We start from the raw sequence: 15,832 nt of genomic DNA, 5'->3' as shown, positions 1-15,832 counted from the left end.
TATGGTGACGCTCCATTCTCTTCTTCCTGCTATACCTCTCGTTTCGCTGTGGCATTATCCGCCTTTTTCCGGCTTTTCTGGTGCCTGCCCCTGCTACTGGCCGTGCCACGCTGCACTCCGAGGGCTACCACCGCAGCAACGGAAGTGGCGAAGGCCCTGCCGACGCTGTTCAGCCCGCAGGCCTTACCCATGGACGTGGCCCCGCTGATTCAGGCACTGCTTGATACGGCCGCTGGCACCTTGCAGGAAAGGGACCGGCAGCTGGGGTTGCAGGCCGGCCCGCAGGTGCGGAACTTCTATGGCACTACCTACCAGCCTGCCTGGACCGTGCCGGCCGACAGCATCTCTATCAATGCCCAAGCGGCCCTGGCCCTGCTGGCACGGGCGGCCGACTATGGCCTGCGCCCCACCGATTACCACTGGCTGCGGCTGCAGGCCCTGCGCGACTCGCTGCACCAGCCGACCACACCGCAGCCGCACGCCCGGCAGCAGGCCGGACTGGAAGTGTACCTGAGCGACGCAGTGCTGCGTTTTATGAATGACGTGAGCCGGGGCCGCCTGCGGCCGTACACTGTATCGGCGGGCGAAATAGCGGCGGGCCACCTTCGGCAGCCAGCAGTGGAGCTACGCACCGCGCTGACCACCCACACGGTGCCCACTGCCATGCTGGCCGGGCAGCCGGCGCACCTTGAGTACCAACAGCTGCAGCAGGCCCTGGCCCGGTGGTTAGCCCGCCCCGTTGCCCCAGCTTCGGCCCACGCCCACCGGGTACAGTACGAGCAGGCGGCCCTGAACCTGGAGCGCTGGCGCTGGCACGCCCTGCCGCCCGATTCGGAGTACGTGCTAATCAACATTCCGGCCTACGAGCTGCACCTCATCAAGAATAGCCGGGAGGTGCGTACGTACCGGGTGGTGGTGGGTAAGCCCGAAACGCCCACGCCCACGCTTAGCAGCCGCATCAGTCACTTCACGCTGGCCCCCGACTGGCACGTGCCCCGCTCCATTGCTACCATAGAAATGCTGCCCCGCCTGCAAGCCAACGCCCGCTACCTGGAGCGCAACGGTCTGGCCCTCTACAACTACCGGGGCCAGCAGCTAGACCCCACCGCCATTGCGTGGCACAAAGTCACGGCGAAAAGCTTCGCCTACAGCATCCGGCAGGCAGGCGGCTGTGAAAATGCGCTGGGCAATATCGTTTTCCGCTTCGCCAACCCCTACGCCGTGTATTTGCATGACACACCTATGCGCCAGCTTTTCGACCTCGACGCCCGGGCCTTGAGCCACGGCTGCATCCGGCTGCAACAACCCATGCAGCTGGCCGCCTATTTGCTGCGCCGCGAGGGCCAGGTTGTGCCCCTGCCCAGTGAGGAGGAATGTGCCCGCCAGCCACGCCCCCAAAACGTGCTGCTGCGCCAACCCATGCCCCTGCACGTGCGCTACGCTACCTGCATAGCCGAAAATGGCCAGCTGCGCTTTCTGCCCGACATCTACCACCGCGACGAGGCTATCCGGCGGGCCCTGTTTGCGCCAGTGTTAAGCCCGACCAGCGCCAGCCAGCCAATTAGCATGACAAAAGTCAGCCATTAAGCCAATGTTAGTCAGCGCGTTGACTAACTTAACTATTGTTATTTGAGGTAAGTATATCATTTGCCACCGGCCGCCAGGCCCTTAATTAACCTACACCATGATAACGCCCACTTTCCTGTTTTCGGCCCTGCTCATTGCCGCTCTGGCCCTGACTAGCATGTATTTGCGCGGCACCCATGTAGCGGGTCGGGCTACCGGTACTCAGGGCTAATGTGCTCTGGCACCGCCATTCCGCCACTTATCCTGCCATTGCCATGCCTCTGACTATCATTGCATTTGCCGGGTTTTACGAAGGAGCCCGGCACGCCGTCCAATACGCCGACACGCTGGCCCAGGCGCTGCAAGCCAAGCTGGTGTTGCTGCATGTGAACCGCGCTGCCATGGTTGACCCCTACGAAATGCTGGGCGAGGAATTTCGCCAGGACGAGCTCCGGCGCCAAACCGATACGGCCGCGGCCCTCTACCGGCAGGCCGAGGCGCTGACTACGCCCGCCACTGTGGAAGTTACTACCGACCTGCTACCTGTCGTGGCCGATGACCTGGCCCGGCGCCACCACCCAGTACTGTTCGTGCTGGGCCAGCCCGAGCCCGGTGCGGCGGCTTCTACCAGCGTCGAAGCCGACTGTGCCGATTTGCTGCGCACGTTGCACTATCCCGTGCTGGTGGTGCCGCGCACCGCGCCCGCGCAGGAGCCGCCCCGTCGTTTTCTACTTGCCGCCGACCGGGAGCCGTTTACGCTGGGGCCAAACTCCCGCCCGTTGCGCCAGCTATTGGCTACTCTTGGCACTCACCTGGCAGTAGCCCACGTGTCGGACAATGTGGTGGACGATGCCGGCTGCGGGGCGGCTCTGCACGCGGTGCAGGTCAGTGGGCTGGTAGATGGGCTGACGACGCCCGAGCTGCGTGGCTACACGCATGGCCACCCCGACGCGGGCCTGCTGGCAGCCGTGCAGGATACCCGCGCCGATATGGTACTCATGGTAGCCCGGCAGCGGAGCTACCTGGGTGAGCTGTTTCACCGCAGCGTTACGGCCCGGCTGCTGGCCAACAGCCCGGTACCCGTGCTGGTGCTGCCCACAGCCGTTGAAGGTGCCCCGGCCGGCCAGGCCAGCCACAAAACGGCCGCTGCCCGCTAATACAAGCTCGTAAAGAATTGCGCAGCAGCCCGGTGCCGCCCACTACCGGCTGGCAATGGCAATATCGGCCGCCGGATTAGGGCTAGTCGGCTAGTGGCATGCTGCCAGCCGACCAGCGCAACTGGGCCTTGGTTTGGGCATATTTGGCTTGTAGCTCGGCCAGCTTTAGCTGGGCCGTAACCACCAGTGCCTCGCGGGCATTGAGCAGAAACACCGAGCTTTCTCCATTTTCGAAGCGGGCTTGCTCGCCCTGGCGCAGGCGTTCGGCATTTTGCACCACCTGTTCCTGCAGCCGCAGCTGCTCGCGCAAGGCCTGCCACTCGGCCGCCACCGTGCGCACCCCCGTCTGAATGGCGCGGGTGTCCTGCTGCAAATCCAGCTCAATTTCACGCAGCTTCAGGCTGTTCAACTGCAGCTTGCTACGCTCCTGCCGTAGCAGCAGCGGATAGGCAAAGCTGGCGCCCAGCTTGTAGTTGTTTTCCAGATAGGCCCCACGCAGGCTGGGAGTACCTTCGGCCTGAAAGGGTGCCCCGGCCTGCAGCACGTTGTAGTCGAGGGTGAGCTTGGGCAGCATCTTGTTGCGTAACAGGCGACGCTCGATGCCCAGCTGGCTGCGCTTGGCCTGGCTTTTCAACAGCTCCGGATGCTGAGCGGCTTGGTTTAGTAATGAAGTGAGCGAGTCGGTGGACAGGGCCAGCCAGGCGGTGGGGCCGGGCAGGGGCTGGGGCTGCACCGTAGCAGGCAACTCGCGGGGTTGCTGCTGCTCATCCCAGAGGTAGTTGCTGAGCTGCAGGGTAGCATTCTGCCACTGCACTTGCGCTTGCACTAAAGTAGCCTGGCGGTTTTGCAGCTCGGTTAGGGCCTCCACCGAGTCGATGGCGGCCAGGTCGCCCAGGCGCACCCGCTGGCGAATGGCCCGCAGGCGCACGTCGGCCAGTTCCACGTTGCGGCGCAGCAACTGCTGGCGCTGGAAGTGCAGGGTCCAGTCCCAGTAGTCTTTGGTGGCCTGCAGCACTAGCTTGTTCAGGGCGCTACGCCGCTCGGCCTCAGCTAAGCCGCGCAGGGCCTGGGCTTGGCGCACGGCAGCCCGCCGCTCGTCTATCAGCAGGCCCTGCGTGAGCGGTACCGATATACCCAAGTAGCTGAGACCAGCCGGGGACGTGTAGTTTTCGGGGTTAACGTACGTGCCCACGCCCCGCTCGTACCCGGCTTTTACGTCGGCGCCAAACCAGAGCGGTACCCGCAGCTGACTGTCCCAGTCGTGGAAATACTCTTTGCCACCCAGGGTTTTGCCGTAGTACTTGCTGGTAGCGGCCGGGTCGAAAGCACCACGGGCCAGGCGCACTTCCTGCAGCGCTTTTTCGGGCAGCAGCGCCGCCTGCCGGGCCACGGGGTGGCGCAGCGTCACGTAGGTGAGCAGGTCGGCCAGGGTAAAGAGCTGACTTGTATCGGCCGGAGGCAGCACCTGCGCGGCGGCTGGCCCTACCGTTAGGGCCAGCAGGAGCAGAATTTTGGCAGCTAGCTTCATTTGCTTGCGTCCTCCTCCCCGCTGTCGGCTTTGGCAGCTTTGTCCGCTTTCTTGCCTTTATCGGCAGTGGCGGGCTGCCCCACGAAGTCGGCCGGGAAGCCGTTGAGCTGGCGCCAGAGCTCGTACCAAATCGGCACATCGTCGAGCAAAGCCCAGCCGTACACGCCGCTGCCCACGCGCAAGAGCTTCGGCCAGGGTTCTTGGGCCGGGTCGGGCGTCACCAGAATGCGGTACTGGCCCTGGCTGTCGATGTTGTCGATAACGGCAACGGTGCCGGCGAAGGTGCCAAAGCTGGTGCCGGGCCAGCCACTGAACACCAGCGCGGGCCAGCCGTCGAACTGCAGCCGCACCTTGCGTCCCACGGCCAGCAGGGGCATGTCCATGGGCTTCACGTAAAGCTCGGCGGCCAGGGCCGGGGCGTTGGGCATGATGGTAACGATAGGCTCGCCTTCCTTCACGATTTCGCCCAGCCCCTCCTTCAGCGCCCGCACCACGTAGCCATCCTGGGGCGCAGTAATCTGGTAAAAACCCGCCCGAATCTGCAGGTTGGCCAGCTCGTTGCGCATCTTGGCAATCTGTCCTTCGGTGTCGAACTGGTAGGCCGTCACCGAGCGACGGTCCGATTCGGACTTGGCCAGCTTATCCTGGTACTCGGCCTGCAAAGACGACAACTCCAGCTGGCTGTTTACCAACTCCTGCCGGCTGGCGGCCAGCTTGTTTTCCACGGCCTGCAGCTTGGCTCGGGACTCTTGGAACTTGAGGCGGCGCTGCTCCAGCTCCGTCAATGACTTGAGCCCCTGGTCATACAACGCCTGCTGGCGCTGCTGCTGCTGCTCGGCAATGGCAAAGTCGTTGCGCGCGGCGCGCAGTTCGGCCTCGTCGGAGTTAACCTTCAGGCGGGTCTGGGTTACTTTGTTGCGGGCCTTGTCCAGACTCACGCTCAGGGCACTGCGCAACGCCTGCTGCTGCTGCTGCAGGGCCTGGTTTTTCGCCTGATTCTCGGCCAGGGCCCCACGCTTGGCCTGAAGCTGCTCGCCGGTGCGCTCCACCAACTGCGGGTCGAAGTACTTCTCCTTGATTTCTACAATTTCCACCAGCGTGTCGCCCTGCCGCACGCGCTGGCCCTCGCGCACGTGCCACTTGGCAATGCGGCCGGCCAGGGTGCTGGGCACCGTTTGAGGCCGGTCTTGGGGGCGCAGGGTAGTGAGCGTCCCGGTCGAGCGGATGTTCTGCGTCCAGGGCAGAAAGCCAGCGACCAGTACCAGCAGGCCGAGTCCGGCAGCCCAGCGGGCCAGAGTGCGCCCTACTTTGAGCTTATGCACACGCTGGTAGGAGCGAAAACGGCCCGTTAGCGGGTGGGTTTCAGATAAGGGATGTTCAGCAAAAGGCATTGCGCAGCAGCGTAAAGTCAGTACGGTCCAATCAAAAGCACAAAATCAGCCGGCTTACTCGGCCAGCAGCCGGCGCAACTCGGGGCGCTCCACTACCTGCAAATACGGTCCATCGGCCACCAGTTGCCCATCGCGCAGCACCACCAGGCGCGGGCACAGGGCCAGCACGCGCGGGTCGCTGCTCGACAGCACCACCGTCCAGGGCTGGGCGGGTGCCAGCAGGCGGCTCAGGATGCGGTGGCGTTCGGCAGGCTCCACGCCAGGCAGAAACCCATCGAGCAGCAGCAGGCGCGGGCGGCGTACCAGAGCCCGGGCCAGCAGCAACTTCTGCCGGGTGCTGTCGGGCAGCGGCGTCCCGATTCCGAGCGGGGTATTTAGGCCCTGGGGCCGCCCATACACGTCTTCGCGCAGCCCTACCAGCTCCAGCACCCAGGTCAAGTCCTCGGCGCTCAGGTGAGTTTGCTCCAGCACCAGATTTTGCAGCAACGTGCCCTCAAACAAGTTCTGATGGGCAATATTGTCGCCCACCACCTGCCCCAGCGACTCGGGAGCCAGGTCTTGCAGGGCCAGCCCATCGTAGGCCACCAGGCCCGTATGGCCTTCGAGCAGGCCGGCCAGCACCCGCAGCAAGGTGGTTTTGCCCGAACCGTCGAAGCCCGTCAGGCCGATATGGTCGCCGGCATTCAGGTTAAGCGAAAGGTCGAGTACGGCCGGGCGCTGAGCCCCAGGGTAAGTGTAGCCGAGGTGGCGCAGCTCCACGCGCAGCCCCTGGCTGGCGGGGGCCAGCTGGAAGCCGGCCGTAGCCCCACCGCCCACAGGCAGGTCGAGCACGTGGCCGATTTTGTCGAGCGAGGTAAGAGCATCATACACCACGTCGAGCTTGAGCAGCACCTTTTCCACGGCATTGATGGTAAGAATGATAACAATTTCGGCGGCCACAAACTGCCCGATGTTAATCTGCTTGCTCAGCAGAAGCCAGCAGCCGATAATGAGCAGGGCAGCCGTTATCAGGGTTTTGAAGGCTACAAAGCCCCAATACTGCGTGAGAAGCACCCGGAAGTGGCTTTGCCGGGCCACCAAGTAGCCATCTACCAGGTCGTCGGTCCGGTTCAGGGCCAGGTCTTGGCGGGGCGGGTGGCGGAAGGTGTGCACAGTGCGGGCCACGTCTTCCAGCCAGGCTACCACCCGATACTTGTACTGCGACTCGGTGATACTGGTGCTCAAGCCTTTGGGGCCCGTCACCCGAATCATGAGCGCCAGCAGCAACACTAGTAGCAAGCCAAAGGCAATGAAGATGGGGTGGTAGAGGGAGAGCAGCAGCAGGCCGAAGAGAATTTGCAGGGCGGCAGCCGAAAACTCCAGCAGCAGCGTAGCCAAGCCCTTTTGTAGCGTGGGCGCATCGAGCAGGCGGTTCATCAGCTCGGGCAGGTATTGCCCGTTGAGCAGTTCGGTACGCACCCGCGGCAGCCGCACGGCAAAGTCGAGGGCCACGCGGGCAAACAGACGCTGCTGGATGATTTCCACGATGTGTACCTGCATCACCTGCAACGCACCCACGAGCAGCGTGCCCGCCACAATAAAGCTGATGAGCACCACTAGTGAGGTACTTACCGCGCCGCTGCTCACAAAGCCGATAACCGACTGCACACCCAGCGGCAGGGTCAAGCTGATCAGGCCCGTCAGGGCGGCGTATACGTACAGGTAGCCAATGTCGTGACGCTCGGCGGCAAGCAGGCGCAGCAGGCGCTTTACCGGGGTGAGCGAAGAAGGGGCGGAAGAATCAGCCATAAGCTTGAAAGGATAAAAGAAACGCGGCGGAGTGGCTTACCGCGCGGCGGAGCCCGCCATCAGCGCGGCAAAAGCCAGGTTTTCCAGAAAGGCATACAGCGCCTGCTCAATGGCGGTGGCGGCAGGCGCATCGGTGAGGGAAGGCAGGTGCTGGGCAAAGAACAGCTGCTTGCGGGCCGCCTCCAGTAGGGTGCTTACCAGCGCGTGTGGGTAAGCATACTGCGGGTTTATTTCCTGCACGATAAGCACGATATCGGCGGCCAGCTGCTTGTACTCCCGAAACAGACCGGCCTGATTATCGGAGTCTACTTCCTTGGTCAGGTAGGCTTTGGAGGCCTCACTCACTACGATGCGGTAGAGCGCGGCCTCATCGAGCTGGGTAGTAGTGGGGTCGTCGTGGTGGGCCTGGGTGAGAATGCGCAGCACCAAGCGCAGCCGCTCGGGGGCATCGGCCACATTGTGGGTGTGAAACCGAATCTGGTAGCGTAATGCGGCCCAGTGCCAGCTCACCAGATACACTAGCAGCCGGTGCTTGTTCTCAAAGTAGCGGTAGAGTGAGGCCTCCGTAGACTCCATGCGCTGAGCCAGCTTTTTGAAGGTGAAGTGCTCGAAGCCAATCTGGTCGATGAGCCCGATGCTCTCACCCACCAGCCGCCGGCCCAGGTCGGTAGCCTGCGGGTCGCGCAAAAACAGCTTGTCGCTGAGCTCAATACGGAGCGAGGTGGTACTAGAAGGAAATATCATACGAAGTGTCAGGCACGAATAAGCAGCCTTGCCTGACGGGGCAAATATAGAAACACTTTTTAAAATGATAGTAATACTATTAAATAAAATAGTAAATATGTCATTGTCTCCTGTTGCTTAACCGGGTTGGTATTTTCAACTCCTTAAAAGACGCGTGGCGGCAGTACTTATGAAGCAATATGCTCTATCTTCGCCAGCAGGGCAGCCGGCATTTTCGTGGCGTTGGGCAGCCCGTTTTGCCGCCAAAGCTCGGTGCCCTGATGCAGCAGCACGCTGGAGGGCAGGCGCACCGGGGCGAAGCTGCGCACAATAGCCGGATGGGTTGCTTCATCGACCAGCAGCACCTGTATCTTGGGGCCCAGCCGGGTTTGTAGGGCCACCAGATCAACGGCTGCGGCGGCGCAGCGGTTTTTCAGCGGGGCCACCAGCAGCAGCAACACCGTTGCCACTGGCGGGCTTTGGGCTTTAGGAACTTGCATGGAAAGCTTCAGAAAAAGGGACAAAATCAGTACCCTAAAACTAGGCTACCCGGCCGGCAGCTGGTATGACGAACATCAGCCCGGGGCCTGACAGTTATCAATCTAGGCCGTTGGCCCGGGCTCATCGAAATACATGAGGCTTTTACGCTCTTCATAATGCTTACCGAACTACCCACTCATTCGCTGACCGACATCCTCTTCGAAGAGCCCCGCAACTTTGTGGGCCTCTATGATGTGGAGCAGGGCTGGTACACGCGCGTTAATGCGGCCGGCTACCGGCTGCTGGGCTACGCCTCGGCCCAGGAGCTGTACGCAGCCCCAACCCGTACCCTGTTTCAGTACACGCTGCCGCCCGACGAATGGAACCGGATTCAGGAAGAAGTGCTGCGTGAGGGCTTCTATGAGTTAGACGCCGAAATTCGGCAGCAATCCGGCACCACTTTCTGGGCCCACATCGACCTGACCCGCTGCGTACTCGACGGGCGACCCTACCTGCTGGTGCGCCTGGCCAACACCGACCGCCTGCACGATGCCGAGCGCAGCCTGGCCCAGAGTGTGGGCCGCTTCGAGGCGGTGGTGGCCCATGCCACGGTAGGCATTATCATGTGCGACCGGCAGGGCGAGATTATCCTGGCCAACGACCTTGCCCAGCAGCTGTTTGGCTACCCGGCCGGCACCCTGGCCGGGCAGCGCATCGAGGCTCTGGTACCCGATGCCGTCCGGTCGCGCCACACTCATTTGCGCGAATCATTCAACGCCCACCCCCAGGTGCGGGCCATGGGGGCCAACCGCGACCTGCAGGCCCGCCGCCGCGACGGGACGGTGTTTCCGGTGGAAATCAGCCTGAGCTATTTTCACCTGGAAGAGGAGCTCTACGTGGTGGCCTACATCATCGATATTACCCTCAAGCGCGACGCCGAGCGGGAGCTGATCGCCCAGCACCAGCGGGTAGCCCGCCTGAATACGGAGCTGGAGCAGAAAGTATCGGAGCGGACCCATGCGCTGATGACCACGCTGGCCCAGCTGGAAAAGCGCGGCCAGGAGCTGACCCAGGCCCTGGCCGCCGAGCAGGAGCTGGGGGAGCTTAAGTCGCGCTTCGTGAGCATGGCCTCGCACGAGTTTCGCACGCCGCTCACCGGTATTCTGACCTCGGCCAGCCTGATTGAGAAGTACCCCGCCACCGAGCAGCAGGATAAGCGGCAGCGCCACCTGGAGCGAATTCGGAGCTCGGTGAAGCACCTGACCGATATTCTGGAGGAGTTTCTGTCGGTGGGCCGCATCGAGGAAGGCAAGATTGAGGCCCGGCCCACCAACCTGGACCTGGCCGCTCTGCTGCAGGAAACCATCGTGGATGTACAAGGCCTGCGCAAGGCCGGGCAGCGCATCGAGCAGCACGCCGCCTGCCCCGGCCCCGTGCGCCTCGACCCTTCCCTGCTGCGCAAAATCTTGGTCAACCTGCTTTCCAACGCCATCAAGTACTCGGGCGAAAACTCGGTGGTGACGGTGCAGGCCGAGTGCCAGCCGGGCCTGCTTACACTGCGCGTGCAAGACCAGGGCATGGGCATTTCGCGGGAAGACCAGGAGCATTTGTTCGAGCGGTTTTTCCGGGCCCGCAACGCCGCCAACCTGCCCGGCACCGGCCTGGGCCTGTATATTGTGGCCCGCTACCTCGACCTGATGGGCGGCACCATTGCCCTGCAAAGCGACCTGAACGTGGGCACCACCGTCACCCTTACCATTCCCTATGAAAACCATCCTGCTGATTGAGGACAACGAGCTGATCCGGGAAAACACCGCCGAAATTCTCGAGCTGGCCGGCTATGCGGTGCAGACGGCCGAAAACGGTAAAATCGGCGTGGAAAAGGCCCTGGCTACCAAGCCCGACCTGGTGGTGTGCGACATCATGATGCCCGTGCTCGACGGCTACGGCGTGCTGCAGATCTTCAACCAGAACCCGCAGCTCTCGGGGGTGCCCTTCATCTTCCTGACGGCCAAAACCGAGCGCACCGACCAGCGCCGGGGCATGGAGCTGGGCGCCGACGACTACCTGACCAAGCCCTTCGACGAAGCCGAGCTGCTGAGCGCCATTACCGGCCGCCTGAATCGGTTTCAGCACCTCAAGCCCGACTACGACCTGCAAGCCCCGGGCGGGCTAAACGAGTTTCTGGACGACGCCCGCGCCGTGGGCAATCTGCAAAGCCTTTCGGCCGACCGCAAAGTGCACAGCATCCGCAAAAAGCACGATATCTACCTGGAAGGCGACGAGCCCACGCGGATGTATTTCGTGAAGAGCGGGCGGGTGAAAACGGTGAAGGCCACGGCCGGCGGCAAGGAGCTGATAACGGGCCTCTACGGCCCCGGCGAGTTTTTCGGCTACCTGCCGCTGCTGGAGCAGGCGCCCCACAGCGACTCGGCCGTAACCCTCGACGACTCCGAGCTGGTCTACATTCCACAGGCCGACTTCGCCCAGCTGTTGCGCACGCCCGAAGTGGGCCAGCAGTTTATCCGGCTGCTGGCGGGCCGCGTGACGGAGCGCGAAGAGCAGCTGCTGGGCATGGCCTACAACTCCATTCGGCGCCGCGTGGCCGATACGCTGCTGCGCATGCACGAGCAGGCCGCCACCGCCCCCGACGCGGCCATCTACCTCTCCCGCGACGATATGGCCGCCCTGGTCGGCACCGCGCCCGAGTCGCTGATCCGGACCCTGAGCGAGTTTAAAAACGACGGTCTGATTGAGCTCACGCCCAAGAACATCCGGGTATTGCAGCCCGATAAGCTGCGCCGGGCGCATTGGTAAAGCCGCTATTCTTAAAAGAGCTCAAAAAAAGCCGTCGGGACCCGACGGCTTTTTTGTGGCGGCCGGCGGCCGATGCGGGGCCTTATTCTCGGCAAAGCCTGCCATTACTCAGCGGCGGCGGTGATTTTCGTCATGGGTAGGCTGGGGCAAATGGTCGTGCTTTAGGAATACAAACCGGGCCCCGGGTCCGTCCTTACCTTTTACCCATTTCCTATGTATCCACCCCTGAAAAGCGGCAGCCTGCTGGGCGGCACCCACACGCCCGCCGGCGAGCAGAAAGCCCTGGTACTGCTCGATAAAAGCGGCCAGAAAGTTATTTACAAAACCTTTAGCGCCGGCGAGGTAATGCCCACCCACCACGCGCCCGTCGACGTGTTCGTGACCGTGCTGGCCGGCCGCCTCATCATCACCCAGGAAGACCAGCCCACCGAAGTCACGGCCGGCGACTACGTCATTATTCCCGCCGGGGCGCCCCACGCGCTGAGCTGCCTGGAAGAGGCCCGAATTCTGATTTACCGGTAAGCCGGGTTGCCCCAAAGTACATCCGCCCGCCCTCGAACTGGTCGAAGGCGGGCGGATGCTTTTAGCGGTACCGAAAATGCCTTTTACAGCAACGACAGCGGGTCGCGCTTGCGCAGGCGGTACTCAAACATGGTGGCAATATTCAGGGCGCGCACTTTGGCCGTGTCGGCCACGGGGCCGGCGAAAAGCTCATCTACGGTGGCCTCGAAAAGCTGCATCCAGCGGGTAAAGTGCGCGGCATCGACGGGCAGGGGCAGGTGCTTGGGGAAAGGCCGGCCGCTGTAGCGCGAGGTACCCAGCAGCAGGCTGCTCCAGAAATCGTACATAATGGGCAGGTGCCGGGCCCAGTCGACGTGAGCAAAGCCGTTGAAAACCGGGTCGAGCAGGTCGTCCTGGTTTACTTTGCGGTAGAAGGTATCCACGAGCCGCTGCACGTCGGCTTCGGTTTGAATATCGGGACGGGTAACAGTCATTGGAAGAACGAACAGGTAGAGAATCAGGCGGCCAGCTGCCCGGCACGGCGCTTGAGCAGCTGCCCCTTAGCGGCCAGCAATGCCCACCGAAACGCCCAGGTGCCGGTGAGCAGCAGCGTGAGCAGCTTCACGACTTCCAGGCCGATGTAGACCATATGCAGGGAGCTGGGCGGGGCCGGGTGGCCGGCCAGCAGTGCTAGGGCGCGCACGTCGAGGGCAGGCAGCAGCCAGAAGGTTTGCAGCAGCAGAATAGTACCCAGCAAGCCCAGCGTGGTGGCAATGTGGGCCGGCACGCGCAGGTAAAACGCACTGACTACGGCCAGCGTAGCCAGCAGTAGCTCTACTTTGTTGAGGGCCGCAAACACGATGCGGCCGATGCCCAAACCCAGCGCCACCGTAATGTGGGGCGCGGTAAACTTGAGCGGGGCTTCCAGAAAGGAAATACCGGCTACCAGCCCGGCCCACACAAACAGGGCCAGCACCAGCAGTAACGAGCCAACGGGCGAGAAACGGGACATGGCAACAAGCAAAAAAGCAGACCGGACCAACAGCAGCGTCGGCCCGGCTGCTACGGAACAACACGGCAAAGATGCGGGTTCGGGTCCGGACTTCCGGCTGAGATGAATCAAGCCCGGGGCTGACATTCGTCAGCTTTTCGGCGGGGCCGGGGTCGGAGCTTTGGGTTTCCATTCGTCTGGCCTGCCCATGTCCCTTGCCCCTGCTCCTGCCCCGCCGCTCACCCACCTGGCCTGCTCCCACTGCGGCGACGAGTGCCCCGCTGAGCCCATCCAGCTGGCGGCCCGGCCCGCGCTGCACTTTTGCTGCCAGGGCTGCCGGGCCGTGTACGAACTGCTCGATGCCAGCAACCTGTGCACCTACTACCGCCTCGACGAGCAGCCCGGCCAGAAAGTAAAGGATGTGGAGCTGCCCGGCCGCTTCGACTACCTCGACCTGGAATCGGTGCAAAGCCAGCTGCTGGCCTTTCAGTCGCCCACGCTCTGTCGGCTCACGCTCACCATCCCGCAGATGCACTGCGCCTCCTGCATCTGGCTGCTCGAAAATCTGTTTAAGCTCAACCCCGGCATCTCAACCTCGCGGGTCAACTTCCTGCGCAAAGAGCTGACGGTTAGCTACCAGCCCAGCGCCACCAGCCTGCGGGAAGTGGTGCAGCTGCTGGCTTCCGTGGGCTACGAGCCCCAGATTACGCTGGCCGAGCTGGGCGCCCAGCCCCACCACGGCAGCCGCCGTTTGTATTACCAGCTGGGGCTGGCTGCTTTTGCCTTCGGCAACGTGATGCTGCTGGCTTTGCCCGAGTACTTTTCCTTCACCGAGCAGCTTCAGGCGTTGTTTGGCCGCTTCTTTGGCTGGCTGAGTCTGCTGCTGGCCTTACCGGTGCTGCTGGTCAGTGCCCGCGACTTTTACCGCTCGGCCTGGCAGGGGCTGCGGCAGCGCTACATCAACCTCGACTTTCCCATCAGCCTGGGCCTGACTGCCCTTTTTGTTACCAGCGTCTTTGAAATCGTGACCCAGCGCGGGCCGGGCTACTTCGACTCGTTTACGGGCCTCGTGTTTTTCATGCTCATCGGCAAATGGGTGCAGCAGCGCACCTACGATGCGCTGCGCTTCGACCGGGACTTCACGTCCTACTTTCCCGTGGCCGTAACCGTGCTGACCAAGGACGGCGCCGAGCAGTCGGTGCCGGTGCGGGAGCTGCGGGCGGGGCAGCGCATCCGGGTACGGCACCAGGAAATCATTCCGGCCGATGCTGTGCTGCTGCGCGGCCAGGGGCAGATTGACTACAGCTTCGTGTCGGGCGAGAGTGTGCCGGTGGCGAAGGAAGCGGGAGAAATCGTGTATGCCGGCGGGCGGCAGGTGGGCCAGGCCGTGGAGCTGGAAGTGGTGCGCGAGGTGTCGCAGGGCTACCTCACCCAGCTCTGGAACAACCCCGCCTTTCAGAAGGAAGGCAAGCCCACGCTCGAAACCTATGCCAACCACGTAGGCCGCTACTTCGTGGCCGTAACGCTGGCCCTGGCCCTGGGCGCCGCCGCGTACTGGTACCCGCGCGACCCGCAGATGGCCCTCCGCGCCTGCACCTCAGTGCTGGTTATTGCCTGTCCCTGTGCGCTGTCGTTGGCTACTCCCTTTGCATTGGGCGCGGCCCTGCGGGTGCTGGGCCGGCAAAAGCTGTATCTGAAAAACGCGGCCGTAGTCGAAACCCTGGGCCGCGCCGATACGCTCGTATTCGACAAAACCGGCACCCTCACCGACCCGCGCCGCGCCGTAGTCAGCTACCAGGGCCTGCCTCTGAGTGAGGCCGACGCGCAACGGGTAGCCGCCCTGGCCCGGCAGTCGACGCACCCGCTAAGTCAACACTTAAGCCAGCACCTGGCCGCAAAGCCGGGCGCTGCGCCGCTGCCGGTCGAAGACTACGCCGAAATGCCCGGCCTGGGCCTGCGCGGGCAAGTGGCGGGCCGCGGGGTGCAGCTGGGCTCGGCGGCCTGCGTGGGTTTGCCGGCGGCCTCGGACGAGGCGCAGCAGTCCCGGGTGTACGTGGCGCTGGATGGGCTGCCGATGGGCTGGTACGACATCAGCAGTGAGTACCGCGCCGACCTGGCCGATTTGCTACGGGACCTGAGTACGCGCTACCGGCTGGCGCTGCTCACCGGCGACAACGATGCCGATGCGCCCCGCCTGCGCCAGCTGTTTAGGCCCGGGGCCGAGCTGCGCTTTCACCAGTCGCCGCTCGACAAGCTGCGCTACGTGGAAACCTTGCAGCAGCAGGGCCGGCGCGTGGTGATGGTGGGCGACGGGCTGAACGATGCCGGGGCGTTGCAGCGCGCCGACGCCGGCCTGGCGTTGAGTGAAACGCTCACCAACTTCTCCCCCGCCTGCGACGCTATTCTGGACGCGGGCAGCCTGGGCCAGCTCAGCACGTTTCTGCGCTTTTCCCAGGACTGCCTGCAAATCGTGTTGGCTACGTTCGTGCTGTCATTCTGCTACAACGGCATCGGGCTGGGGCTGGCGGTGCAGGGCAAGTTCACACCCATCGTATCGGCCATTCTGATGCCCATCAGCTCCCTGAGCGTCATGGTATTTGCCACGCTGCTGGTACGCCTGGCCGCCCATCGGCGCGGGCTTTAACCTTCATTATTCTCCGCCATGACCATCATCTTTCTGTTAATCGGCATCAGCCTGCTCGTGGCACTTACATTTCTGGGCGGCTTTCTGTGGGCCGTGCGCTCGGGCCAGTACGAGGACGACTACACGCCCTCGGTGCGCATGCTCTTCGACGACGAGCCGGAGGAATAGCCTGGCTCTTAACTAGTGAGCGGCCGACTGGCAGTAGCGCGAACTTTGTAGTTCGCGTGGCAGAACGATTCAAACGGC

At 63.2% G+C, this 15,832-nt stretch carries 14 protein-coding genes; 7 read left to right on the top strand and 7 right to left on the bottom strand.

Annotated features, from left to right (window positions below):
- Nucleotides 1-48: 48 nt before the first annotated feature.
- Together LGH74_RS03390 and LGH74_RS03385 are read left to right on the top strand one after the other, a co-directional pair.
- Complete coding sequence (locus LGH74_RS03390) at nt 49-1,587, top strand: L,D-transpeptidase family protein (protein WP_226171962.1); 1,539 nt, start codon at nt 49-51, stop codon at nt 1,585-1,587.
- Between the two features lie 254 nt (nt 1,588-1,841).
- Nucleotides 1,842-2,723, top strand: coding sequence for a universal stress protein (locus tag LGH74_RS03385; RefSeq protein WP_226171947.1), 882 nt, complete (start codon nt 1,842-1,844; stop codon nt 2,721-2,723).
- 82 nt (nt 2,724-2,805) lie between these two features.
- Here the strand turns inward: LGH74_RS03385 and LGH74_RS03380 are convergent, their stop codons facing one another.
- From LGH74_RS03380 to LGH74_RS03360, 5 genes are all read right to left on the bottom strand, one after another.
- Nucleotides 2,806-4,251, bottom strand: a complete 1,446-nt coding sequence (locus LGH74_RS03380) for a TolC family protein (RefSeq protein ID WP_226171944.1) — start codon at nt 4,249-4,251, stop codon at nt 2,806-2,808.
- On the bottom strand, nt 4,248-5,642 hold the full coding sequence (locus LGH74_RS03375; RefSeq protein ID WP_226171935.1) for an HlyD family secretion protein: 1,395 nt from the start codon (nt 5,640-5,642) through the stop codon (nt 4,248-4,250). The genes LGH74_RS03380 and LGH74_RS03375 overlap by 4 nt, the downstream gene beginning before the upstream one ends.
- A 54-nt stretch (nt 5,643-5,696) precedes the next feature.
- Entirely contained in the window at nt 5,697-7,430 is a 1,734-nt protein-coding gene (locus LGH74_RS03370; RefSeq protein WP_226171933.1) for a peptidase domain-containing ABC transporter, read from the bottom strand.
- Nucleotides 7,431-7,466: 36 nt separating this feature from the next.
- The gene (locus LGH74_RS03365) at nt 7,467-8,174 is read right to left on the bottom strand and encodes a TetR/AcrR family transcriptional regulator (RefSeq protein ID WP_226171931.1); all 708 of its coding nucleotides are present in this window, start codon (nt 8,172-8,174) and stop codon (nt 7,467-7,469) included.
- 167 nt (nt 8,175-8,341) lie between these two features.
- Nucleotides 8,342-8,653 carry a thioredoxin gene (locus tag LGH74_RS03360; protein ID WP_226171929.1) on the bottom strand — a complete coding sequence of 104 codons (312 nt, stop codon included), beginning with the start codon at nt 8,651-8,653 and terminating at the stop codon, nt 8,342-8,344.
- Between the two features lie 156 nt (nt 8,654-8,809).
- Between LGH74_RS03360 and LGH74_RS03355 the strand changes: the two genes are divergently transcribed.
- The 3 genes from LGH74_RS03355 to LGH74_RS03345 all read left to right on the top strand — a co-directional run bounded on the left by LGH74_RS03355 (nt 8,810) and on the right by LGH74_RS03345 (nt 11,972).
- Entirely contained in the window at nt 8,810-10,420 is a 1,611-nt protein-coding gene (locus LGH74_RS03355; RefSeq protein ID WP_226171927.1) for a sensor histidine kinase, read from the top strand.
- Nucleotides 10,398-11,450 carry a response regulator gene (locus tag LGH74_RS03350; RefSeq protein ID WP_226171924.1) on the top strand — a complete coding sequence of 351 codons (1,053 nt, stop codon included), beginning with the start codon at nt 10,398-10,400 and terminating at the stop codon, nt 11,448-11,450. The genes LGH74_RS03355 and LGH74_RS03350 overlap by 23 nt, the downstream gene beginning before the upstream one ends.
- A gap of 213 nt (nt 11,451-11,663) precedes the next feature.
- A complete protein-coding gene (locus LGH74_RS03345) occupies nt 11,664-11,972 on the top strand; it encodes a cupin domain-containing protein (RefSeq protein ID WP_226171922.1) in 309 nt (102 codons plus the stop codon).
- Nucleotides 11,973-12,055: 83 nt separating this feature from the next.
- Here LGH74_RS03345 and LGH74_RS03340 read toward each other — a convergent pair whose 3' ends face one another.
- Nucleotides 12,056-12,445 carry a group III truncated hemoglobin gene (locus LGH74_RS03340; RefSeq protein WP_226171919.1) on the bottom strand — a complete coding sequence of 130 codons (390 nt, stop codon included), beginning with the start codon at nt 12,443-12,445 and terminating at the stop codon, nt 12,056-12,058.
- Nucleotides 12,446-12,468: 23 nt separating this feature from the next.
- Nucleotides 12,469-12,963: a hypothetical protein gene (locus LGH74_RS03335; RefSeq protein WP_226171916.1), complete on the bottom strand. Its 495-nt coding sequence runs from the start codon at nt 12,961-12,963 to the stop codon at nt 12,469-12,471.
- Between the two features lie 187 nt (nt 12,964-13,150).
- On the opposite strand from LGH74_RS03335, the gene LGH74_RS03330 reads away from it, so the two are divergent.
- Nucleotides 13,151-15,586, top strand: coding sequence for a heavy metal translocating P-type ATPase (locus LGH74_RS03330; RefSeq protein WP_226171913.1), 2,436 nt, complete (start codon nt 13,151-13,153; stop codon nt 15,584-15,586).
- 18 nt (nt 15,587-15,604) lie between these two features.
- Entirely contained in the window at nt 15,605-15,754 is a 150-nt protein-coding gene (gene ccoS, locus LGH74_RS03325) for a cbb3-type cytochrome oxidase assembly protein CcoS (RefSeq protein WP_226171910.1), read from the top strand.
- The last annotated feature ends 78 nt before the right edge of the window (nt 15,755-15,832 follow it).

The organism is Hymenobacter lucidus, assembly GCF_020447265.1.
In the GTDB taxonomy this organism is placed as follows: Bacteria; Bacteroidota; Bacteroidia; order Cytophagales; family Hymenobacteraceae; genus Hymenobacter; species Hymenobacter lucidus.
The sequence above is the reverse complement of the archived record's forward strand: the minus strand, read 5'-3'. Positions and strand labels throughout refer to the sequence as shown.